The sequence below is a fragment of the Pseudomonas sp. H1_D04 genome (assembly GCF_054683855.1).
The window spans coordinates 3,677,289-3,693,189 of sequence record NZ_CP162826.1 but is presented as its reverse complement, the minus strand read 5'-3'; the positions used below and the strand labels follow the sequence as shown (position 1 = coordinate 3,693,189).

General features: G+C 60.3%; 17 protein-coding genes. 3 read left to right on the top strand and 14 right to left on the bottom strand.

The window, feature by feature from the left end; genetic code table 11:
- Nucleotides 1-162: 162 nt before the first annotated feature.
- Nucleotides 163-1,215, top strand: coding sequence for an NAD(P)-dependent alcohol dehydrogenase (locus tag AB4N82_RS17135; RefSeq protein WP_122764526.1), 1,053 nt, complete (start codon nt 163-165; stop codon nt 1,213-1,215).
- Here the strand turns inward: AB4N82_RS17135 and AB4N82_RS17130 are convergent, their stop codons facing one another.
- The 6 genes from AB4N82_RS17130 to AB4N82_RS17105 all read right to left on the bottom strand — a co-directional run bounded on the left by AB4N82_RS17130 (nt 1,216) and on the right by AB4N82_RS17105 (nt 7,409).
- Nucleotides 1,216-2,019 (bottom strand): IclR family transcriptional regulator, encoded by an 804-nt coding sequence (locus tag AB4N82_RS17130; RefSeq protein WP_032887414.1) that lies wholly within the window; start codon nt 2,017-2,019, stop codon nt 1,216-1,218. It lies immediately after the preceding gene.
- Between the two features lie 421 nt (nt 2,020-2,440).
- Nucleotides 2,441-3,409: an L-arabinose ABC transporter permease AraH gene (gene araH / locus AB4N82_RS17125; RefSeq protein ID WP_122681215.1), complete on the bottom strand. Its 969-nt coding sequence runs from the start codon at nt 3,407-3,409 to the stop codon at nt 2,441-2,443.
- A 9-nt stretch (nt 3,410-3,418) separates the two neighbouring features.
- Nucleotides 3,419-4,921 (bottom strand): L-arabinose ABC transporter ATP-binding protein AraG, encoded by a 1,503-nt coding sequence (gene araG, locus AB4N82_RS17120; RefSeq protein ID WP_095186530.1) that lies wholly within the window; start codon nt 4,919-4,921, stop codon nt 3,419-3,421.
- Nucleotides 4,918-5,913, bottom strand: a complete 996-nt coding sequence (locus AB4N82_RS17115) for a substrate-binding domain-containing protein (protein WP_122794283.1) — start codon at nt 5,911-5,913, stop codon at nt 4,918-4,920. The genes araG and AB4N82_RS17115 overlap by 4 nt, the downstream gene beginning before the upstream one ends.
- A gap of 37 nt (nt 5,914-5,950) precedes the next feature.
- Nucleotides 5,951-6,772 carry an SDR family oxidoreductase gene (locus AB4N82_RS17110; protein WP_032886824.1) on the bottom strand — a complete coding sequence of 274 codons (822 nt, stop codon included), beginning with the start codon at nt 6,770-6,772 and terminating at the stop codon, nt 5,951-5,953.
- Between the two features lie 157 nt (nt 6,773-6,929).
- Nucleotides 6,930-7,409: a GNAT family N-acetyltransferase gene (locus tag AB4N82_RS17105; protein WP_032886823.1), complete on the bottom strand. Its 480-nt coding sequence runs from the start codon at nt 7,407-7,409 to the stop codon at nt 6,930-6,932.
- Between the two features lie 277 nt (nt 7,410-7,686).
- Here AB4N82_RS17105 and AB4N82_RS17100 point away from each other — a divergent pair, with 277 nt between their 5' ends.
- Together AB4N82_RS17100 and AB4N82_RS17095 are read left to right on the top strand one after the other, a co-directional pair.
- Nucleotides 7,687-8,025 (top strand): hypothetical protein, encoded by a 339-nt coding sequence (locus tag AB4N82_RS17100; RefSeq protein ID WP_032886822.1) that lies wholly within the window; start codon nt 7,687-7,689, stop codon nt 8,023-8,025.
- A gap of 51 nt (nt 8,026-8,076) precedes the next feature.
- Entirely contained in the window at nt 8,077-8,337 is a 261-nt protein-coding gene (locus AB4N82_RS17095; RefSeq protein WP_032886820.1) for a hypothetical protein, read from the top strand.
- A 120-nt stretch (nt 8,338-8,457) separates the two neighbouring features.
- Here the strand turns inward: AB4N82_RS17095 and AB4N82_RS17090 are convergent, their stop codons facing one another.
- From AB4N82_RS17090 to AB4N82_RS17055, 8 genes are all read right to left on the bottom strand, one after another.
- The gene (locus AB4N82_RS17090) at nt 8,458-9,375 is read right to left on the bottom strand and encodes a PfkB family carbohydrate kinase (protein ID WP_122764440.1); all 918 of its coding nucleotides are present in this window, start codon (nt 9,373-9,375) and stop codon (nt 8,458-8,460) included.
- A complete protein-coding gene (locus tag AB4N82_RS17085) occupies nt 9,368-10,834 on the bottom strand; it encodes a purine-cytosine permease family protein (protein ID WP_122764441.1) in 1,467 nt (488 codons plus the stop codon). Before AB4N82_RS17085 ends, AB4N82_RS17090 begins: the two co-directional genes overlap by 8 nt.
- Nucleotides 10,835-10,913: 79 nt before the next feature.
- Nucleotides 10,914-11,915 carry an ADP-ribosylglycohydrolase family protein gene (locus AB4N82_RS17080; protein ID WP_032886817.1) on the bottom strand — a complete coding sequence of 334 codons (1,002 nt, stop codon included), beginning with the start codon at nt 11,913-11,915 and terminating at the stop codon, nt 10,914-10,916.
- Nucleotides 11,912-12,625, bottom strand: a complete 714-nt coding sequence (locus tag AB4N82_RS17075; protein ID WP_032886816.1) for a GntR family transcriptional regulator — start codon at nt 12,623-12,625, stop codon at nt 11,912-11,914. The genes AB4N82_RS17080 and AB4N82_RS17075 overlap by 4 nt, the downstream gene beginning before the upstream one ends.
- A 70-nt stretch (nt 12,626-12,695) precedes the next feature.
- Entirely contained in the window at nt 12,696-13,256 is a 561-nt protein-coding gene (locus tag AB4N82_RS17070; RefSeq protein WP_122764442.1) for a DUF1285 domain-containing protein, read from the bottom strand.
- A 27-nt stretch (nt 13,257-13,283) separates the two neighbouring features.
- A complete protein-coding gene (locus AB4N82_RS17065; RefSeq protein WP_032886814.1) occupies nt 13,284-13,889 on the bottom strand; it encodes a DUF4823 domain-containing protein in 606 nt (201 codons plus the stop codon).
- A 113-nt stretch (nt 13,890-14,002) separates the two neighbouring features.
- Complete coding sequence (locus tag AB4N82_RS17060; protein WP_095185661.1) at nt 14,003-14,971, bottom strand: GTP 3',8-cyclase MoaA; 969 nt, start codon at nt 14,969-14,971, stop codon at nt 14,003-14,005.
- 113 nt (nt 14,972-15,084) lie between these two features.
- A complete protein-coding gene (locus AB4N82_RS17055) occupies nt 15,085-15,753 on the bottom strand; it encodes a TetR/AcrR family transcriptional regulator (protein WP_032886812.1) in 669 nt (222 codons plus the stop codon).
- Nucleotides 15,754-15,901: the final 148 nt, after the last annotated feature.

Below are 15,901 nucleotides of genomic sequence, written 5' to 3'. Positions count from 1 at the left end.
AGGGATGAGAGCATCATCGCAGGTCTGGCGGCACATAAATCCAAACAAGGGGCACTCCCGGACGAATAGGCATGAGACTCGGAGCAATCGCCATGGTCGCCTCGACGGTCGATGGGGAGAATGGCCCGCCTCACTTGTCACTGCTTTTTGCGAGGTTTCACCATGTATACCGCCATCGGTTATGCCGCCCAGTCGGCCACCACTCCCCTCGCCCCCATGTCGTTTGAACGCCGCAGCCCGCGCGCCGATGACGTGGCGATCGAGATTATGTACTGCGGCGTCTGCCACTCCGACATCCACCAGGCGCGCAACGAATGGGGCATCGCTGTGTACCCGCTGATGCCCGGTCACGAAATTGTCGGCAAGGTCACTGCCGTCGGCGCCAGCGTTACCGCGCATAAAATCGGCGACCTCGTCGGCGTAGGCTGCATGGTCGATTCGTGCCGTCACTGTGAAGCGTGCAAATCGGACTTGGAGCAATATTGCCTCGAAGGCCCGACCATGACCTACGCCACGCCGGATCGTGTGGATGGCAGCAACACCATGGGCGGCTACTCCGACAGCATCGTGGTCAGCGAGCACTTTGTGGTGAAGATTCCGGCCAAGCTCGACCTGGCCAGCGCCGCGCCGATCCTGTGCGCCGGCATTACCACTTACTCGCCGCTCAAGCACTACGGCGTAAAGGCCGGCGATAAAGTCGGGATCCTGGGCATGGGCGGTCTGGGCCATATGGGCATCAAGTTCGCCAAGGCCATGGGCGCGGAAGTCACGCTGTTCACCCGCTCCGCGAGCAAGGCTGAAGAAGGCCGTCGCCAGGGCGCCGACCACGTGATCGTGTCCACCGACGCCGAGCAGATGAAAGCCGCTGCCGGGCACTTTGATTTCTTGCTGGACACTATCCCAGTGCAGCACGACCTGAACCCCTACCTCGACGTGCTGCGCTTTGACGGCGTGCACATCCTGGTGGGTTTGATCGAGCCAGTGGACCCGCCGGTGAATGCAGCCAAGCTGGTGCTGGGCCGTAAAGTACTGGCCGGTTCGCTGATCGGTGGCATTGCCGAAACCCAGGAAGTCCTGGATTTCTGCGCCGAGCATGGCATCACCTGCGACATCGAAATGCTCGACATCCGCCAGATCAACGAGGCCTATGCCCGCATGATCGCCGGTGATGTGAAGTACCGCTTTGTCATCGACATGGCGACCCTGAAGGTCTGATCAGACCTTCGCGCCCAACTCCGCTGAAAGCCGCGCTGCGACTTGTTTGATGACAGGGATCAGCTCGGCCATTTTCTCCAGCGGCATATAAGGCACGGTACTGGCGATGCTGATGCCGGCGACGATTCGCCGGCTCGCATCGCGCACCGGTGCCGCCACGCAGCGGATCGACGGTTCGTTGTCTTCCAGGTCGAACGCATAACCGCCCACCACATATTCATGCATACGCTGCTCGAACTGTGCCCAGGATTGCTCCGGGTGCTGCGGCCACTGCAGGTTTTTTCCTCCCGCCGGCAGGCTGGTTTCGTACAAGCGTTGCCACTCTTGCACCGTGTCATCCAGCAGCATTGCCTTGCCTACGCCCGTGCGCGCCAACGGCATGCGATGGCCGACCCGTGAACGCATTTCCGGGCCATTACGGCCGGGGTTCTTGTGCAGGTACAGCACGTCGTCAAATTCGCGAATCGCCAGGTGGATAGTGTCACCGGTCAGCGCCGACAACTCGTCCAGATACGGCACCGCCAGGGTCACCAATGGCAGCTCTTCCCGTGCCTGGAAGCCCAGTTCAATCAACTTTGGACCCAGCAGGTAACCGACTTGCGGCACTACGCGCAGGTAACGCTCATCCACCAGGCAACTGGCCAGGCGGTGGGTGGTGCTGCGGGTGGTGCCGATGCGCTTGGCGATCTCTTTCAGATCCCGCGCACCGGCCGCCACTGCCTGCACCACGCCCAAGCCACGCAGCAGGGTCTGGGTGCCGGTGGGAGCGGCGTCTTTGACGGGGGTGTGGGCGTTTTCCTGCATATCGGGCCTATAAGTATGAAAGCGCGGGCATTATGGCAAATACCGCCCGTCAATACAGTTGAGATCTATAGGTGGGAGGGGCTTGCCCCCGATGGCGGTGTGTCAGAGACAAATGTGCAAACTGACACTCCGCTATCGGGAGCAAGCCCCCTCCCACATTTTGGGCTTCACATGGCGAGGGTTCAGCGTTGTTTCATACGGTCGATGACCACCGCCAGTAGCAGGATCAAACCGCAGATCACGTATTGATGAACCCAGGACAAACTTACAGCCAAAACACCGTATTCAAATTCTCCGCCGATTAAAACTGTGGGAGGGGGCTTGCTCCCGATTGCAGTGTGTCAACTACATATTCATTACCTGACCCACTGCTATCGGGAGCAAGCCCCCTCCCACAGTTTGAGCTTCACATGGCGAGGGTTCAGCGCTGTTTCATGCGGTCGATGACCACCGCCAGTAGCAGGATCGAACCGCGGATTACGTATTGATAAAACGTGTCGATGTTCTTCAGGTTCATCGCGTTCTCGATGATCGCCAGGATCAACACCCCCGCGATCACATGGCGGATCATGCCAATCCCACCACTCAACGACACCCCGCCCAGTACACAGGCCGAGATCACCGTCAGCTCAAAACCCTGCCCGATCATCGGCTGGCCCGAGGTCATGCGCGAGGCGAGGATCACGCCGGCCAACGCGCCGATCAGACCGTGCACGGCGAAGATCAGGATCTTGGTGCGGTCAACGTTCACCCCTGCCAGCAACGCCGCTTCCGGGTTGCCGCCGATGGCCATGGTGTTGCGCCCGTAGGTGGTGTAGTTCAGCAGCCAGCCGAAAAACACAAAGCACACGATGGTGATCAAAATCGGCACCGGCACGCCGAACAACTGGCCGTTGCCGAACACAAAGAACTGCTCCTGGGACACGCCAACCGCCTTGCCGTCGGCAAAGATGTAGGCAAGGCCGCGCACGATCTGCATCGTGGCCAAGGTGGTGATCAACGCATTGACCCGCAGCTTGGCGATGACGATGCCGTTGATCAGCCCGACGATCAGGCCCATCAGCAGCGCGGCGCCGATGCCGAGCATGACGCTCTCGGTGTCGCGCATCACAATCGCCGCCACCACGCCGGCACAGGCGATCACCGAGCCCACCGACAAGTCGAAGTGCCCCGACGCCAGGCAGAACAGCATGGTGCACGCGGCGATGCCCACGGTGGAAATCGCCAGGCCCAGGCCGCGCATGTTCAGCGGTGAGAGGAAGTTGTCGATCAGCAAGGCGCACAGCACAAAGATGCTCACCGCCGCCAACAGCATCGCCCAGTTGTCGAGCAGTGCGCGCAGGTCGAAGGGTTTGCGTGCGGTGGGCAACGCGTTGTTTTGAGTGTTCATGGTCGTCTCTCAGTTCGTCACGCGGCGCGGCAGGGCCAGCTGCAGCAGGTTGGATTCGGTGGCGTTTTCACGGGTTTGTTCACCGCGCAGGGCGCCTTCGCACAGCACCAGGATGCGGTCGGAAATACCCATGACTTCCATCAAGTCGCTGGACACTACGATCACCGCAATGCCGCTGGCCGCCAGGTTATGGATGATCTGGTAGATCTCCGACTTGGCGCCGATGTCGATGCCCCGCGTCGGTTCATCCAACAGCAAGACCTTCATCGGCATCGACAGCCAGCGACCCAAAATAGCCTTCTGCTGATTGCCGCCGGACAGGTACATGATTTTCTGTTGCGCATCCGGGGTTTTGACTTTCATCGCCTTGATTTGCTGGTCGGCGTTGCCTTTCTCCCAGGGCTCGCGCAGCAACCAACCGAACGAGGAATGGGCACCACGGGCGCTGATATTGATGTTCTCGGCGACGCTGGAAAGCGGAATGATCCCTTCCTTTTTGCGGTCTTCCGGACACAGCAACACACCGGCGGCGATGGCGTCGCGAGGTGAGCGTAGTTGCAGGTTTTCACCGCACAATTGCAGGCTGCCAGCGCTGCTGCGTTCCAACCCGCTGAGCAAACGAAACAGCTCCGTGCGCCCTGCCCCGACCAGTCCGAACAAGCCAAGAATCTCGCCCTTGCGCACGTCGAAACTGATCGGCTCACGCAGGCCAGGCCCCAGCAACCCGTCGACCTTGAGTGCGACCTCGCCATGCTCTCGCGGGCGGTAGTCGTAAATATCCTGAATGTCGCGACCGACCATGCAGGTCACCAACTGGTCGTGGCTGAGCGCACTCATATCATCAAAAGTGCGCACGTAACGCCCGTCTTTGAACACCGTCACGGCATTGCAAATCCGGAACACCTCTTCCATGCGGTGCGACACGTACAGCACCACTTTGCCCTCATCCCGCAGGCGCGTGATGATCGCCATCAAACGGTCGATCTCCCGCGCCGACAGGCTGCTGGTCGGTTCGTCGAACGCGATCACATGGGCGCCACGGGACAGCGCCTTGGCGATTTCCACCAGTTGGCGCTGGCCCAGGGACAAGCGCCCGAGCTTTTCTTCAGGATCGATTTCATCGGCCAGACCCTTAAGGCACGCCAGGGCCTGCTTGCGCAGCAGGCTCCGGTTGACCACCCCAAAACGCGACGGCAGGTGCCCAAGGAAAAGGTTCTCGGCCACGGTCATTTCCGGCACCAGGTGCAGCTCCTGGTGAATCACCGCGACGCCGCTGGCGATGCTGTCCGCAGCGCATTTGAACGCCATGGTCTGCTCGCCGATCTGCACCGTGCCGCTGCTGGGAATGTAGGCGCCGCCGAGGATTTTCAGCAGCGTCGACTTGCCCGCGCCGTTCTCGCCCATCAAGGCATGCACCTGCCCGGGCTGGGCGCTGAAGCTGATGCCGTCCAGCGCCTTGACCCCGGGAAAGGTTTTGCCGATACCCTCAAACCGCAGGGCCGCCGCACTCATTTCCACAGCCCGATCTTGGTCAGTTCTTCCTGGAAGTTGGCGCGGGTGATCAGGGTGACTTCATCCATCGCGGTGTACTTCGGTGGCTCGGTACCTTTGGTAACCCACTCGTACATCATCAGCGCCGTGTTATAGCCCTCGATATGCGGGCTTGGCAGCATGGAGCCGAAGAAGCCGCTGTCGGCCTTTTTCAGTTCGCCGATGGCGTCGGTGCCATTGATGCCGATGCCGATCACGTTGGCCGCTTTGAAGCCTGCGCTTTCGGTAGCGCGCACGCCGCCAAGCACGGTGTTGTCGTTCATGCCGCCGATGATCAGGTTTTTCGCACCGCTGGGCAGCTTGACCAGCGCCGAGTTGGTGGCGTCCATGCTGCCGGGGACGTCGAGGGTTTTCAGTGCAGCGGTGAGGATGTGGTCTTTCGGAATGCCGGCTTCTTCAAGGGATTTGATCGAGCCGTCGGTGCGTTTTTTACCGGTGTCGAGTTCGTTGAAGGTGTTGATCACCGCGTAGGTGTCCTTCCAGTCCCAGCCACGTTTTTTTGCTTCGGCAGCCATGGCGGCGCCTTGTTTCTGGCCGACTTCAAAAGCGGCCATGCCCAGGTACGGCACGTCCTCCATGAAGTTGCCTTTGGCATCGACGAAGCGGTCATCCACGGCCATGACTTTCAAGCCATTGAGCTTGGCCTTGGCCACGATGGCTGGGCCGAGGGACACGTCCGGCGGGCAGATCACAAAGCCCTTGGCACCGTTGGCGGCCAGGCTGTCGATGGCGGAGAGGGTTTTCTCACCATCGGGCACGGCGATTTTGATCACGGTGAAACCGTGTTCCTTGCCGGCTTTTTCGGCGAAGGCCCATTCAGTCTGAAACCAGGGTTCTTCGGCTTGTTTAACCAGGAAGCCGATCTTCACTTCTTCGGCGGATGCGAGGCTGCTGAGGCTGCTGAGGCTGCTTAAAGCAACGGCGGCGGCAAGGACGCGTAGGGCTTTTTTCATGAACGACACCTTTTATTGTTATTGAGCGGTAAAAGTTCTAGTCGTGATACATCACAGACCGCCCGCCATCGATCATCAGGCAGGTAGCATTGATAAAGGGCGCCTCGTCGGTGGCCAAAAACAGCGCAGTCATCGCCACCTCCACCGGCTGGCCGATGCGTTTGGGCGGGTGCAGGTCAAAGGCGCGCTGGCGCTCGGCGTGAGGATCGGAAAAACCGTTCCAGTAGTCGACGTTGAGTTGGGTTTCGATATAGCCCGGCGCGATAGCGTTAACGCGAATGCCCTTGGGCGCGTATTCGATACCGAGGGCGCGGGTGAGGCCGAGCAAGCCATGCTTGGCGACGGGGTACGGGAAGCAACCAGGAATGATGTGGCTGGAATGGGTGGAGGCGATATTGATGATGTTGCCGACGCCCTGCTCAATCATGTGCGGTAGCACCGTGCGGCAGCCAAACCAGGCGCCGTCGAGGTCAATGGCGAAGCAGCGGCGCCAATCTTCGTCGGTCATCTCCAGCGGGTCGCAGAACACATTGACGCCAGCACAGTTGACCAGCACATCCACGCGACCAAAGCGCTCAATGGCCACATTGACCAGCGCCTGCCATTGCTCTTTTGAAGTGATGTCGACGGCTTGCGCGTAAATCTGCGCACCGCGTTCGCGCCAATGGGCGGCCACCTTCTCGACTTTTTCACCCTGAATATCGGCGATAACCAGGCGCGCCTGCTGGGCCTGGAAACACGCGACGATCGCTTCGCCAATGCCTTGGGCGGCGCCGGTGATGATCACCACCTTGCCTTTGAGCCGCTCGCCGTAAGTGGGCTCGGGCACGGCGGGGAGTGACAACGGTTGTGCCTGCATCGCTTCACCTGTTTTATTTTTGGTAGTGAGTGCTGATGCCGCCGACTATAAACCCAGACCCAGAAACATCTCAATATATAAATTTGCATCCCATATTGTGAGCTTTGACATAAAAAAACCGGCCCTGGATTGGCCGGTTTTGTAGGCAGGATGACAATCAGCCCAGGGCAAAATCCCGTAATGCATCACCTTCCATGCGATAGCGCACCCACTCTTCCTGGGGCTGGGCGCCGATGGATTTGTAGAAGGCAATCGCTGGCTCGTTCCAGTCCAGCACGCTCCACTCGAAGCGCGCGCAGCCGTTATCAAACGCGATCTTGGCCAGGTGGCGCAGCAACTTCTTGCCCGCCCCGCCACCGCGCTGCTCGGGGTTGATATAGAGGTCTTCCAGGTACAAGCAGTTGCTGCCCAGCCAGGTGGAATAGCTGAAAAAGAACACCGCAAAACCAATCGGCAGCCCATCGCGCAAGCAGATCAGGCCATGGGCGGTGGCGCCCTCGCTGAACAGGCTGCGCTGGATATCCACCACGCTGGCGATCACTTCATGCCGGGCTTTCTCGTACTCGGCGAGTTCGGTGATGAACGTCAGGATCTGCGCAGCATCGCTGGGCACGGCGGGGCGAATCTCGATGGTCATGGGCAAGCCTTGGGCAATTTCAAAGCCGACATACTAAGGCGCTTTGATGACTGATTGCAGCGCATTTTCATGGGCCGTGCAGTTACGCCGGCCTGCGCTGCTGCAAGCACCCGCACGCACACGACAAAGCCGGGGGTGGCGCGGCGGGAGTGGTGAGGGGCCGCGCCACACAAAATCTTACAGGCGCGCTGATACCGTTCGTCGCCATCAAGGCACCATCAACAAACGGCAACTGACCAATAGAGGGTAAGGACATTAATTCTATGGAGATATCCTCATGAAGCCTTCCAAGTTTGCTGCCTTCGCCCTCACCGGCCTGCTGTCCGCCGCATCGCTGAGCGCCGTCGCTGCCAGCTCGACCACCGGCCCGACCGATCCTACGCCTGACGCCACCACCGAATCGCAAAAATCCATGGGCACCGGCCTGGACACCAATGGTGGCGCAGTCATTGATAACGCCAACGGCGCCGACCCGCATACCAAGGGCCACGACACCGAGCGCCAGGCACCTGCCGCAGTCGGCAACGGTAAAATGGGCCCGTCGATCAATGAGCCGAAGATCAACAAAGGCGACGACTCGAACCTGCCCGGCGCGCCGAAACAACCTGCGCCTTAAGCACTCGACCGCAAGATGAACACCCGATCATTTCCCAGTGAAGAGGTACGCATGAACGTCGATAGAAACCTTGAAAAAGAAGTCCTCACCCGCCTGCTGCACGCCCACCCACAAGGTTTGGGCAAGGAGGTGCTGGATAACTACCGCGGCGAAAAGGAGGTCGCCAGTGTGTTGGCGTTCCTACAGGACCGCGGGTTTATCAAGGATGGGCATGTGACCACCGACGACGCCGGCGAATACTCGCTGAACTTGCCGATCAAGCTGACGGCATCTGGAGTGGATGAGGCGCGCAAACTGGACGCCGGTCAGTAGCCTCCACACCAACCAAATGTGCGAGGGGGCGTGCTCCCGATAGCGGCGTGTCAGCTACCTGTACATGGGCTGATGCACTGCAATCGGGAGCACGCCCCCTTCCACATGTCTGCTCCGCGCTCAGTGAGTGAGCAAAGCATCAACTTCGTCGGTGCCGGGCGAGGTGGCCGGGCCCCAACGGGTCACCGCCAGCGCCGCCGCCGCATTCGCCCGACGCGCCGCCTCACACGGTGTCAAACCCGCAGCCAAACCTGCAATAAACACCCCCGCATGCGCATCACCCGCGCCATTGCTATCCACCGCCCTCACCTTAAAGCCTGGCACATGGTCGGCATGTCCGTGACGACTGACCCAACAGCCATTCGGCCCATCACGCACCACCAGCAGCGCGCCATCAGGCAGATGCCGATTGAGGTCCAGCAGTGCGTCCGCCAGTGTTTTCGCACCGGTAAACGCCAAGGCTTCCGGGCCATTGCTGGTCCAGATGTCGATACGTGGCAGCAAGGCAATCATCAGTGCAGAATCGGGCGCCTTGACCAGCGGGCCCGGGTCGAACACCACGGTGATCGCGCGGGATAACGACAGTAACCAATCGAGCAATGCCTGCGCTTTGCCTTCCAGCAGCAGGCTGTAGCCGCTGACGTATACATAATCATCAGCCTGGGGAACGACGCGCGCTAAGTCATCGGCAGTCAAGTCACCTTCAGCGCCGATATGGGAGATGAAGGTGCGCTCGGTGGTGGCCTCGGTCAGCGAGACACACAACCCGGTGTCCTTTCCCTCACTTGCCGCCTGGGCCATTTCCACGCCCTCGGCCTGCATCGCCGCGCGGGCCAGGTCGCCAAAACGGCCGTTGCCGTGGCGCCCCAGGTAAACCACCGGCAACCCATTGCGTCGTGCCGCCGCCATCACATTGAAGCCGCCGCCGGCTTCGAAACCGGCGGACTTGGCGAGCACGTCGCCGCCGGTGGCGGGCAAGGTATCGAGGGCCATGACCAGGTCAACAATGACCTGGCCGGTGTGCAGCAATCTAGACATTGGGGCTCTCTACTAACGCTGGGCGACGATCAGCCGCGCCGCCCAGTACGGCATAAATCCCGCCGGCCACCAGAAAGGTGACGATCCAGCCCAGGCCGTTGTGGCCCAGCCAGGAGTCGGACAGCGGCCCGGCGAACCAGATATTTTCGGCGGTGGTGCCGATGGTGGTGAAGCTGAAGCCCAGCACAATCGCCACGGCCCACGCGCCGAACGCACGCCACTCCACACCGCCGCGATACCAGTAGGCGCTGCTGGGGCTGACGTCCAGCAGATCCTTGGGGCTGTAGTAGTGACGGTGGATCAGGTCGACCACAAAGATCCCGACCCACGCGGTAATCGGCACCGCCAGCAACGAGATGAAGGTGATGAACGGACCGTAGAAACTGTCGGCAATCAACATGAAGTAAATCGAACCGGCGAAGATCGCGACGATGTCGACGATCACTGCGTGCACGCGCTTGACCTTCAAACCGAGGGTCAAGGTGGTGAGACCGGCCGAGTATACCGACAGGTTATTGGACAGCAGCAAACCACCGAACGCGGTGATCAAATACGGCACGGCCATCCAGGTAGGCAGCATGTCGCGGATCGCGATGATCGGGTCGGTGGCCGAGGCCAGGTCGTTGTTGCCCACCGACAGCAAGCCGCCGAGGGTGATGAGCAGTACCAGCGGAATGCCCGCACCAAACGCGGCGGATGCCACCAGACGCGCGGCCTTGACGCTGCGGTGCTGGTAGCGCGACATGTCGGCACCGGCGTTGGCCCAACCGATACCGGTGCCGGCGGCCATGGTGCCTATGCCGATGATCATTGCGCTCAGCGGTGCGGGTGTGGCGTTGAACACGGCGCTCCAGTCGATGGTGGCGCAGAGGAAGCCGCCGACCAGGATATTCAACGCACCAAACACGTACGTGGCCCACTTCTGGATGACCAGCAGGGTGGCATGGCCCAGGCCGGAAACGGACAGGGTCAGCAACACGAAGATGGCAATGAAGATCAGGGTCAGCATCGGCGCGCTTTTGGCCTCGACCGGCGACCCGAACAGGATCGAACACAACGACAGCAGCACAAAGGCGGCGGTGGTGGTATTGACGGTTTCCCAGCCGAGGCGCGACATCAGCGACACCAGCGTTGGGCCGATATTGCCACGCACGCCGAAGATAGCGCGGGACAGGGTCAGGCTGGGAGCCCTACCACGACGGCCAGCGATGGAGATGATGCCCACCACCGCGAAGGAGCCTGCTGCGCCGAGGATCGCCACGATGATCGCCTGCCAGATTGCCAGGCCACGGAACGCCACCAGCGTCGCGCCGAGCGGCAAGCCAAGGATGCTGATGTTGGCGGCGAACCACACCCAGAACAGTTGCAGCGGATGGCCATTGCACTCGCCTTCGGGGACCGGTTCGATGCCGCGTGTTTCCAATTGTCCGGCGCTTTGGCCGGAAGAGGTGCTGCTCATGAGGGGGTGCTCCTGGTGCCGGTATTGTTGTGGTTGTGGCAGGTGTGCAAGGTGAATCGGTCTTCCCAACTGTCCTGACTCAGCGCATTTTCAACAGATCTTCAACCAACGGCTGCAAGTCCAACCCATTCACGGCCTTGATCTGTTCGATCATTGCCGCAGGCCAGCACTGCATGCCTAAACAGGCGCCGAGCATTGCACCCAGAATCGCCGCGATGGTGTCGGTGTCACCGCCAAGGCTGGCGGCCAGGCACAAAGCCTCGAAGGCGTTCATATCCCCCACTGCCACTTGCTGGGCGAGGGCAAACGACACCACCACCGACTCCTGGGAGGCGACTGAGGTGCCGATCAATTCGTAGAGCAGTTCAGCAAACAACGCTTTGTCGCCGCTGCCAACACTCAGAGTGCGCGCCCAACTGATACGGGTGGAGATACGCCCGCCAGCAATCCAATGACCGTGGCCTTCCGCCTGTCGGGCGATCTGGGCGCCAATATTCAACGCTTCGCCGAGATCCGCACCGTTGATACCGGCTGACACCACCGCCGCCACCGCCGCTGCACTGGAGATGCCCAAGGTGGTGTTGTGGGTGACCTGGCACGCCTGGATGACCGCCTGGATAAACGCTGCCGGGTCGCTGACATCGGCGGCGATTCCCACCGGCGTGATGCGCATGGCAGCACCGTTGGTGGTGCCGTAGCGGCCGGACTCTTCCGGGGTATGACCGGCGAGGATCATGTCGATGGCACGCTTGGTCGACGGGCCGAGCAGGTCCTGGGAACCCTTGGCACGCATCACCGCTTCCCAGTCGATCAGGCGCTGGGCGAGCACGGTGGGCTCAATCTTGCCTTGGCCTTCAACCAGCAACTCGCCGACCAGAATTGCCTGTTCGGTGTCATCGGTAATGGAACCGGCGGGCATGTTCGGCGCGATAGGTTGGTCGGCACCGGCATCTTCCAAGGTGGTGATAGCACCGAAGCGCTGTCGCACCTGCTCGCGGCTGAGGGACTGAGTAGGCATGCCCAGGGCATCGCCCAGCGCGAGACCGTAGAAAGCGCCAACGGCGCGGTTATTCGAGGTCATTTCGACGATCCAAATTGCAGGTGCAGGCGAAAGTGCAGAGGGTCAAGCAAGCTTTCGACGTGCTCCATGAAACGCTCGCGCCGGTCATAGGTGGTGCGCGATGCCTTGAGGAATACGGTCCCCGCCGGGCGACCGAGCAGTTGGGCGTCTTCATCGCTGAGGGGTTCGGCGCCGATCCACTGGTCACCTTCGGCGCCGACATAGCCGTAGGCCGCCAGGGTGATGGTCAGGGAATTGTCGATCAGGCCGACACGGGGCAGGCTTTCCAGGCCACCGGACGCGGGCATCAACGAACGTTCAAGGGAAACGGCGGTACCATCGGTGGTGCGCCGGCGGCGGTCGAGGGCGATAAATTGATCGGTGCCGAACCGGCTGAACAGGTCGGGGCGCGTCACCGCTTCCAGGCGCAGGACATCGGTGGTCACCAAGGCGCCATTGTCCGCCAAGGCCTGGGCCCACCCGCTGTTTTGATCGAGCACCATGCCGTCAAATGTGACGATGGAGCCGACGCCGCTCTGGGTCGCAATGTAATTGCGCCGCTTGAGTTCGGCCAGGGCTTCGCGCAGGGTGCCGCGGCTGACTGCAAACTCTTCCGCTAGTTGGTGCTCGCCTGGCAGCAGGAAACCGTCGGCCATCACCCCACCCTCGATACGGCGGATGAGCTCGTCGACGACGCGTTTTTTCTTATCAAATCGAACATGTCTAATCATGTACAAATTGATAACCGAAAGCGCCCGTTAGCAGCAAGCTTATTATTTCAAGAAGGTGAAAAAACCGGCCTCAAGGTTCCACGCCGATCGGGAAAAACTCGCCACCGCTCCAAACGCCCAGCCAGTTCTGACCGTTGATCGGACGGCTTACAGCAAGCTCGACCAATTGATAGAACACGTTGCGGTGCACCAGCGCTTCGAGGTTGGTACGCACCCGTAGATAGGGCGCAGGTTCCTGGGTGACGGGGTCGATGACCACCCGCATCGGGTGTTCGATATCGGCTTCGATCTGTTCATCGACGTTGGTGGTGAAGCGCAGCAACTGGCTTTCACCCTGCCCTTCAACCTCCAGGGTCAACGCGACAAAGGGCGCATCATCGACGGTGATGCCGACTTTTTCCACGAGAGTAATCAGGAAATAATCATCGCCATCGCGGCGAATGATATTGGAGAATAACTTGACCATCGGCTTTCGCCCAATAGGCGTGCCTTGGTAGAACCAGGTGCCATCGCGGGCGATGCGCATGTCGATGTTGCCGCAGAAGTCCGGGTTCCACAGGTGCACCGGCGCCGGTCCCTTGCCTTTGGGCAGTTGGGCCAACAGGTCGTTGGCCTTGGCGGAATCGGTCATGGGGTTCTCCCTTTTTTTGATCTGGCCTTACTGATCGCTCATACCCAGCAGGCCTCGGGCGTACTGCGCCAGCGGGCGGGCAATCAAGTCTTGTGGCCGATTGTCGTGGAACGTCAGTAAACCGCCACGACTGCGAATGCGTGCAGTATCAATCAAATACTGGGTACTGGTCTCGATCAACATGATCTGGATTACGCCACTGTCTAGCCCTACCCGGTCCAAGGCCTCTTGATCGGCCCATTCGTCGGCATTGCCGATACGGTCATCTGCCTTGGCGAATCGGCAGTACAGCAGGTAATGGGCACCCGCCGCACGAGCTTCGGCCATCGCCTGTTCCAGACCTTCGGGCTGACGGGCGCGGCGCACCATGGGGAAGTATTCGACGAATCCGTTGAAGGCTTCTTCGGCCACCACGTTCGGTCGCGGATAGGCGCTGCCCGGCGGCACGAAGGCACCCTGCGCGATGAAAACAAAGGAGTCCGGCTGTATGCGAACCGAGGCGGTACGGCGGGTATCACTGTGGTCAAGCAACCCGGCGTCGCTCATCTGATAGCGGGTGCCTTCGGCCATATCGCTGACGGTCATGCAACCACTCAGCGTCAATGACGCCAGCAACAAAACCAGATTACGCATCCTAATCCTCCAGAAGCCGGTGACGGAAAACCGGCGAATGGACGTGAGATGCAGGTTCTGCGCCAGCTTGAAGGCAACTCCAATATTGGGTGATGTGTAATCTAGGGATAGCGTTAGCCGCCGATGATCTTCATGATCGTCGCGCCGCCGGAGAATGCCACTTCCTGTTTGTCGCCCAGGGCTTTCATCAGCAAGCCTTGCAGCGCCGGCAGTGCCTGGTGGCGCGGTTTGTCGAGCAGGTCGCCGACATAGTGGCGGTTGCTGGAAGACAAGCAGCCATGCAGCCAGCCGGTGGACGAAAGGCGCAACCGTGAGCAGGTACGGCAGAATGGAACGCTCTCGTTGGCGATCACGCCAAAGTAGCCTTTGCCCGGTACCTCGTAGCGAACTGCGGTTGCGTCCACTGGTGCGTTGGCTTGCAGGTATTCGTGATGTTCGCCAATCAGGCTGAGCAGTTGCTGCAGGCTGACGAATTGCTGCAGGAACGCGTTGGAATCCTTGGCCAGGTGGCCCATGCGCATCAACTCTATAAAGCGCAGCTCGTAACCACGCTCCAGGCAGTAGTCGAGCAACGGCATCACTTGGTCGAGGTTCTGGCCGCGCAACGGCACCATGTTAACCTTGATCTTGATTCCGGCGGCGCGCGCCTGGTCCATGCCATCGAGCACGGTGGCCAAATCGCCACCACGGGCGATGCTGCGGAAGGCGTCCGCGTCCAAGGTATCGAGAGAGACGTTGATACGCCGAATGCCGGCATCCACCAACAGCGGCAGTTTACGCGCCAACAACTGGCCGTTGGTGGTCAAGCTGATATCGCTGAGCCCCATGCCACCGACTGCGCTCATGAAGGCTTCCAGCTTGGGGCTGACCAGCGGCTCGCCACCCGTGATGCGCAGTCGGTCGATGCCCGCCGCTTCGATCAGGTAAGCCACGCCACGGGCCATGGCCTCGGCCGAGAGTTCGTCTTGGGCAGCCACCAGCCGCTTGCCGTTGGGCACGCAGTAGGTACACGCGTAGTTGCAGGCTGAAGTCAGGCTGATCCGCAAATTGCGAAAACGCCTGCCTTGACGATCAACGATCATGGATCACTCCGGCAGAGGATGATTCGGGCGCGCTAAAAACTGACTGATAAATCAGCTTTTAGCAAGGTCCTTGCCTGAGTATATTCCTGGGGTACTACGCCTGGCAGTAAAGATTACGACGCAGGCGTCTCAACGGGCGCAGACTCTACGGCTGCTGGCTCGGCGCTATGCTTGCGCTTGTTGCCCATGCGTACGCCAATGTCCATCAGGAACTGGAAGAAACCTTCCTGATCTTCCAGCACATTGCTCCAGAATGGCGAGTGGTACAGCGCCACGGCGCCGTGCACCAAGGCCCAAGCCGCGCAATAGTGGAAATAAGGAGGTACGTCTTCAAGCTTGCCTTCACTGATACGGCCCTTGATCAACAGGGTCAGGCGTTCGAAGTTCGAGGCGCGGATCTTGTGCAGCTCTTCGACCATCTCTGGCACCTGATGGCCCTTGACGACCTTCTCCTCCAGGCGGTCGAACAGGCGATAGCGCTGCGGATCACGCATACGGAACTCGAAGTAAGCGCGGGACAGCGCTTCCTTGTCTTTATCGACATCGGCCGAATGCAGCAGCTCGTTCAAGTCGCGCTCGTAGTCGAGCATCAGGCGCAGATAGATCTCCGCCTTGGACTTGAAGTGCTTGTAGATCGTGCCTTTGCCGATACCCACGGCATCCGCGATCATCTCGACGGTGACGCTGTCTTCGCCTTGTTCGAGGAACAATTTGAGTGCGGTGTCGAGAATTTCCTGCTCACGGCGGCGAAACTCACGGACCTTACGGGGTTCTTTGTGCATGAGGAAGAGGTCTGCAAAGGTCGGAATAGGGAGGGTTGCGCATGACCAAGATTACATGGCGATACGATTTACCCAGTGCGAGGGATTATCCCGACTGAACGGTCGTTGGGCAACGTCTATGTGAACCCGCCATGCACTTTACTTTCAG

Coding starts and splice junctions, on each gene's coding strand:
- AB4N82_RS17135 (WP_122764526.1), top strand. CDS start 163: ATGTATACCGCCATCGGTTATGCCGCCCAGTCGGCCACCACTCCCCTC.
- AB4N82_RS17130 (WP_032887414.1), bottom strand. CDS start 2,019: ATGCAGGAAAACGCCCACACCCCCGTCAAAGACGCCGCTCCCACCGGC.
- araH (WP_122681215.1), bottom strand. CDS start 3,409: ATGAACACTCAAAACAACGCGTTGCCCACCGCACGCAAACCCTTCGAC.
- araG (WP_095186530.1), bottom strand. CDS start 4,921: ATGAGTGCGGCGGCCCTGCGGTTTGAGGGTATCGGCAAAACCTTTCCC.
- AB4N82_RS17115 (WP_122794283.1), bottom strand. CDS start 5,913: ATGAAAAAAGCCCTACGCGTCCTTGCCGCCGCCGTTGCTTTAAGCAGC.
- AB4N82_RS17110 (WP_032886824.1), bottom strand. CDS start 6,772: ATGCAGGCACAACCGTTGTCACTCCCCGCCGTGCCCGAGCCCACTTAC.
- AB4N82_RS17105 (WP_032886823.1), bottom strand. CDS start 7,409: ATGACCATCGAGATTCGCCCCGCCGTGCCCAGCGATGCTGCGCAGATC.
- AB4N82_RS17100 (WP_032886822.1), top strand. CDS start 7,687: ATGAAGCCTTCCAAGTTTGCTGCCTTCGCCCTCACCGGCCTGCTGTCC.
- AB4N82_RS17095 (WP_032886820.1), top strand. CDS start 8,077: ATGAACGTCGATAGAAACCTTGAAAAAGAAGTCCTCACCCGCCTGCTG.
- AB4N82_RS17090 (WP_122764440.1), bottom strand. CDS start 9,375: ATGTCTAGATTGCTGCACACCGGCCAGGTCATTGTTGACCTGGTCATG.
- AB4N82_RS17085 (WP_122764441.1), bottom strand. CDS start 10,834: ATGAGCAGCACCTCTTCCGGCCAAAGCGCCGGACAATTGGAAACACGC.
- AB4N82_RS17080 (WP_032886817.1), bottom strand. CDS start 11,915: ATGACCTCGAATAACCGCGCCGTTGGCGCTTTCTACGGTCTCGCGCTG.
- AB4N82_RS17075 (WP_032886816.1), bottom strand. CDS start 12,625: ATGATTAGACATGTTCGATTTGATAAGAAAAAACGCGTCGTCGACGAG.
- AB4N82_RS17070 (WP_122764442.1), bottom strand. CDS start 13,256: ATGACCGATTCCGCCAAGGCCAACGACCTGTTGGCCCAACTGCCCAAA.
- AB4N82_RS17065 (WP_032886814.1), bottom strand. CDS start 13,889: ATGCGTAATCTGGTTTTGTTGCTGGCGTCATTGACGCTGAGTGGTTGC.
- AB4N82_RS17060 (WP_095185661.1), bottom strand. CDS start 14,971: ATGATCGTTGATCGTCAAGGCAGGCGTTTTCGCAATTTGCGGATCAGC.
- AB4N82_RS17055 (WP_032886812.1), bottom strand. CDS start 15,753: ATGCACAAAGAACCCCGTAAGGTCCGTGAGTTTCGCCGCCGTGAGCAG.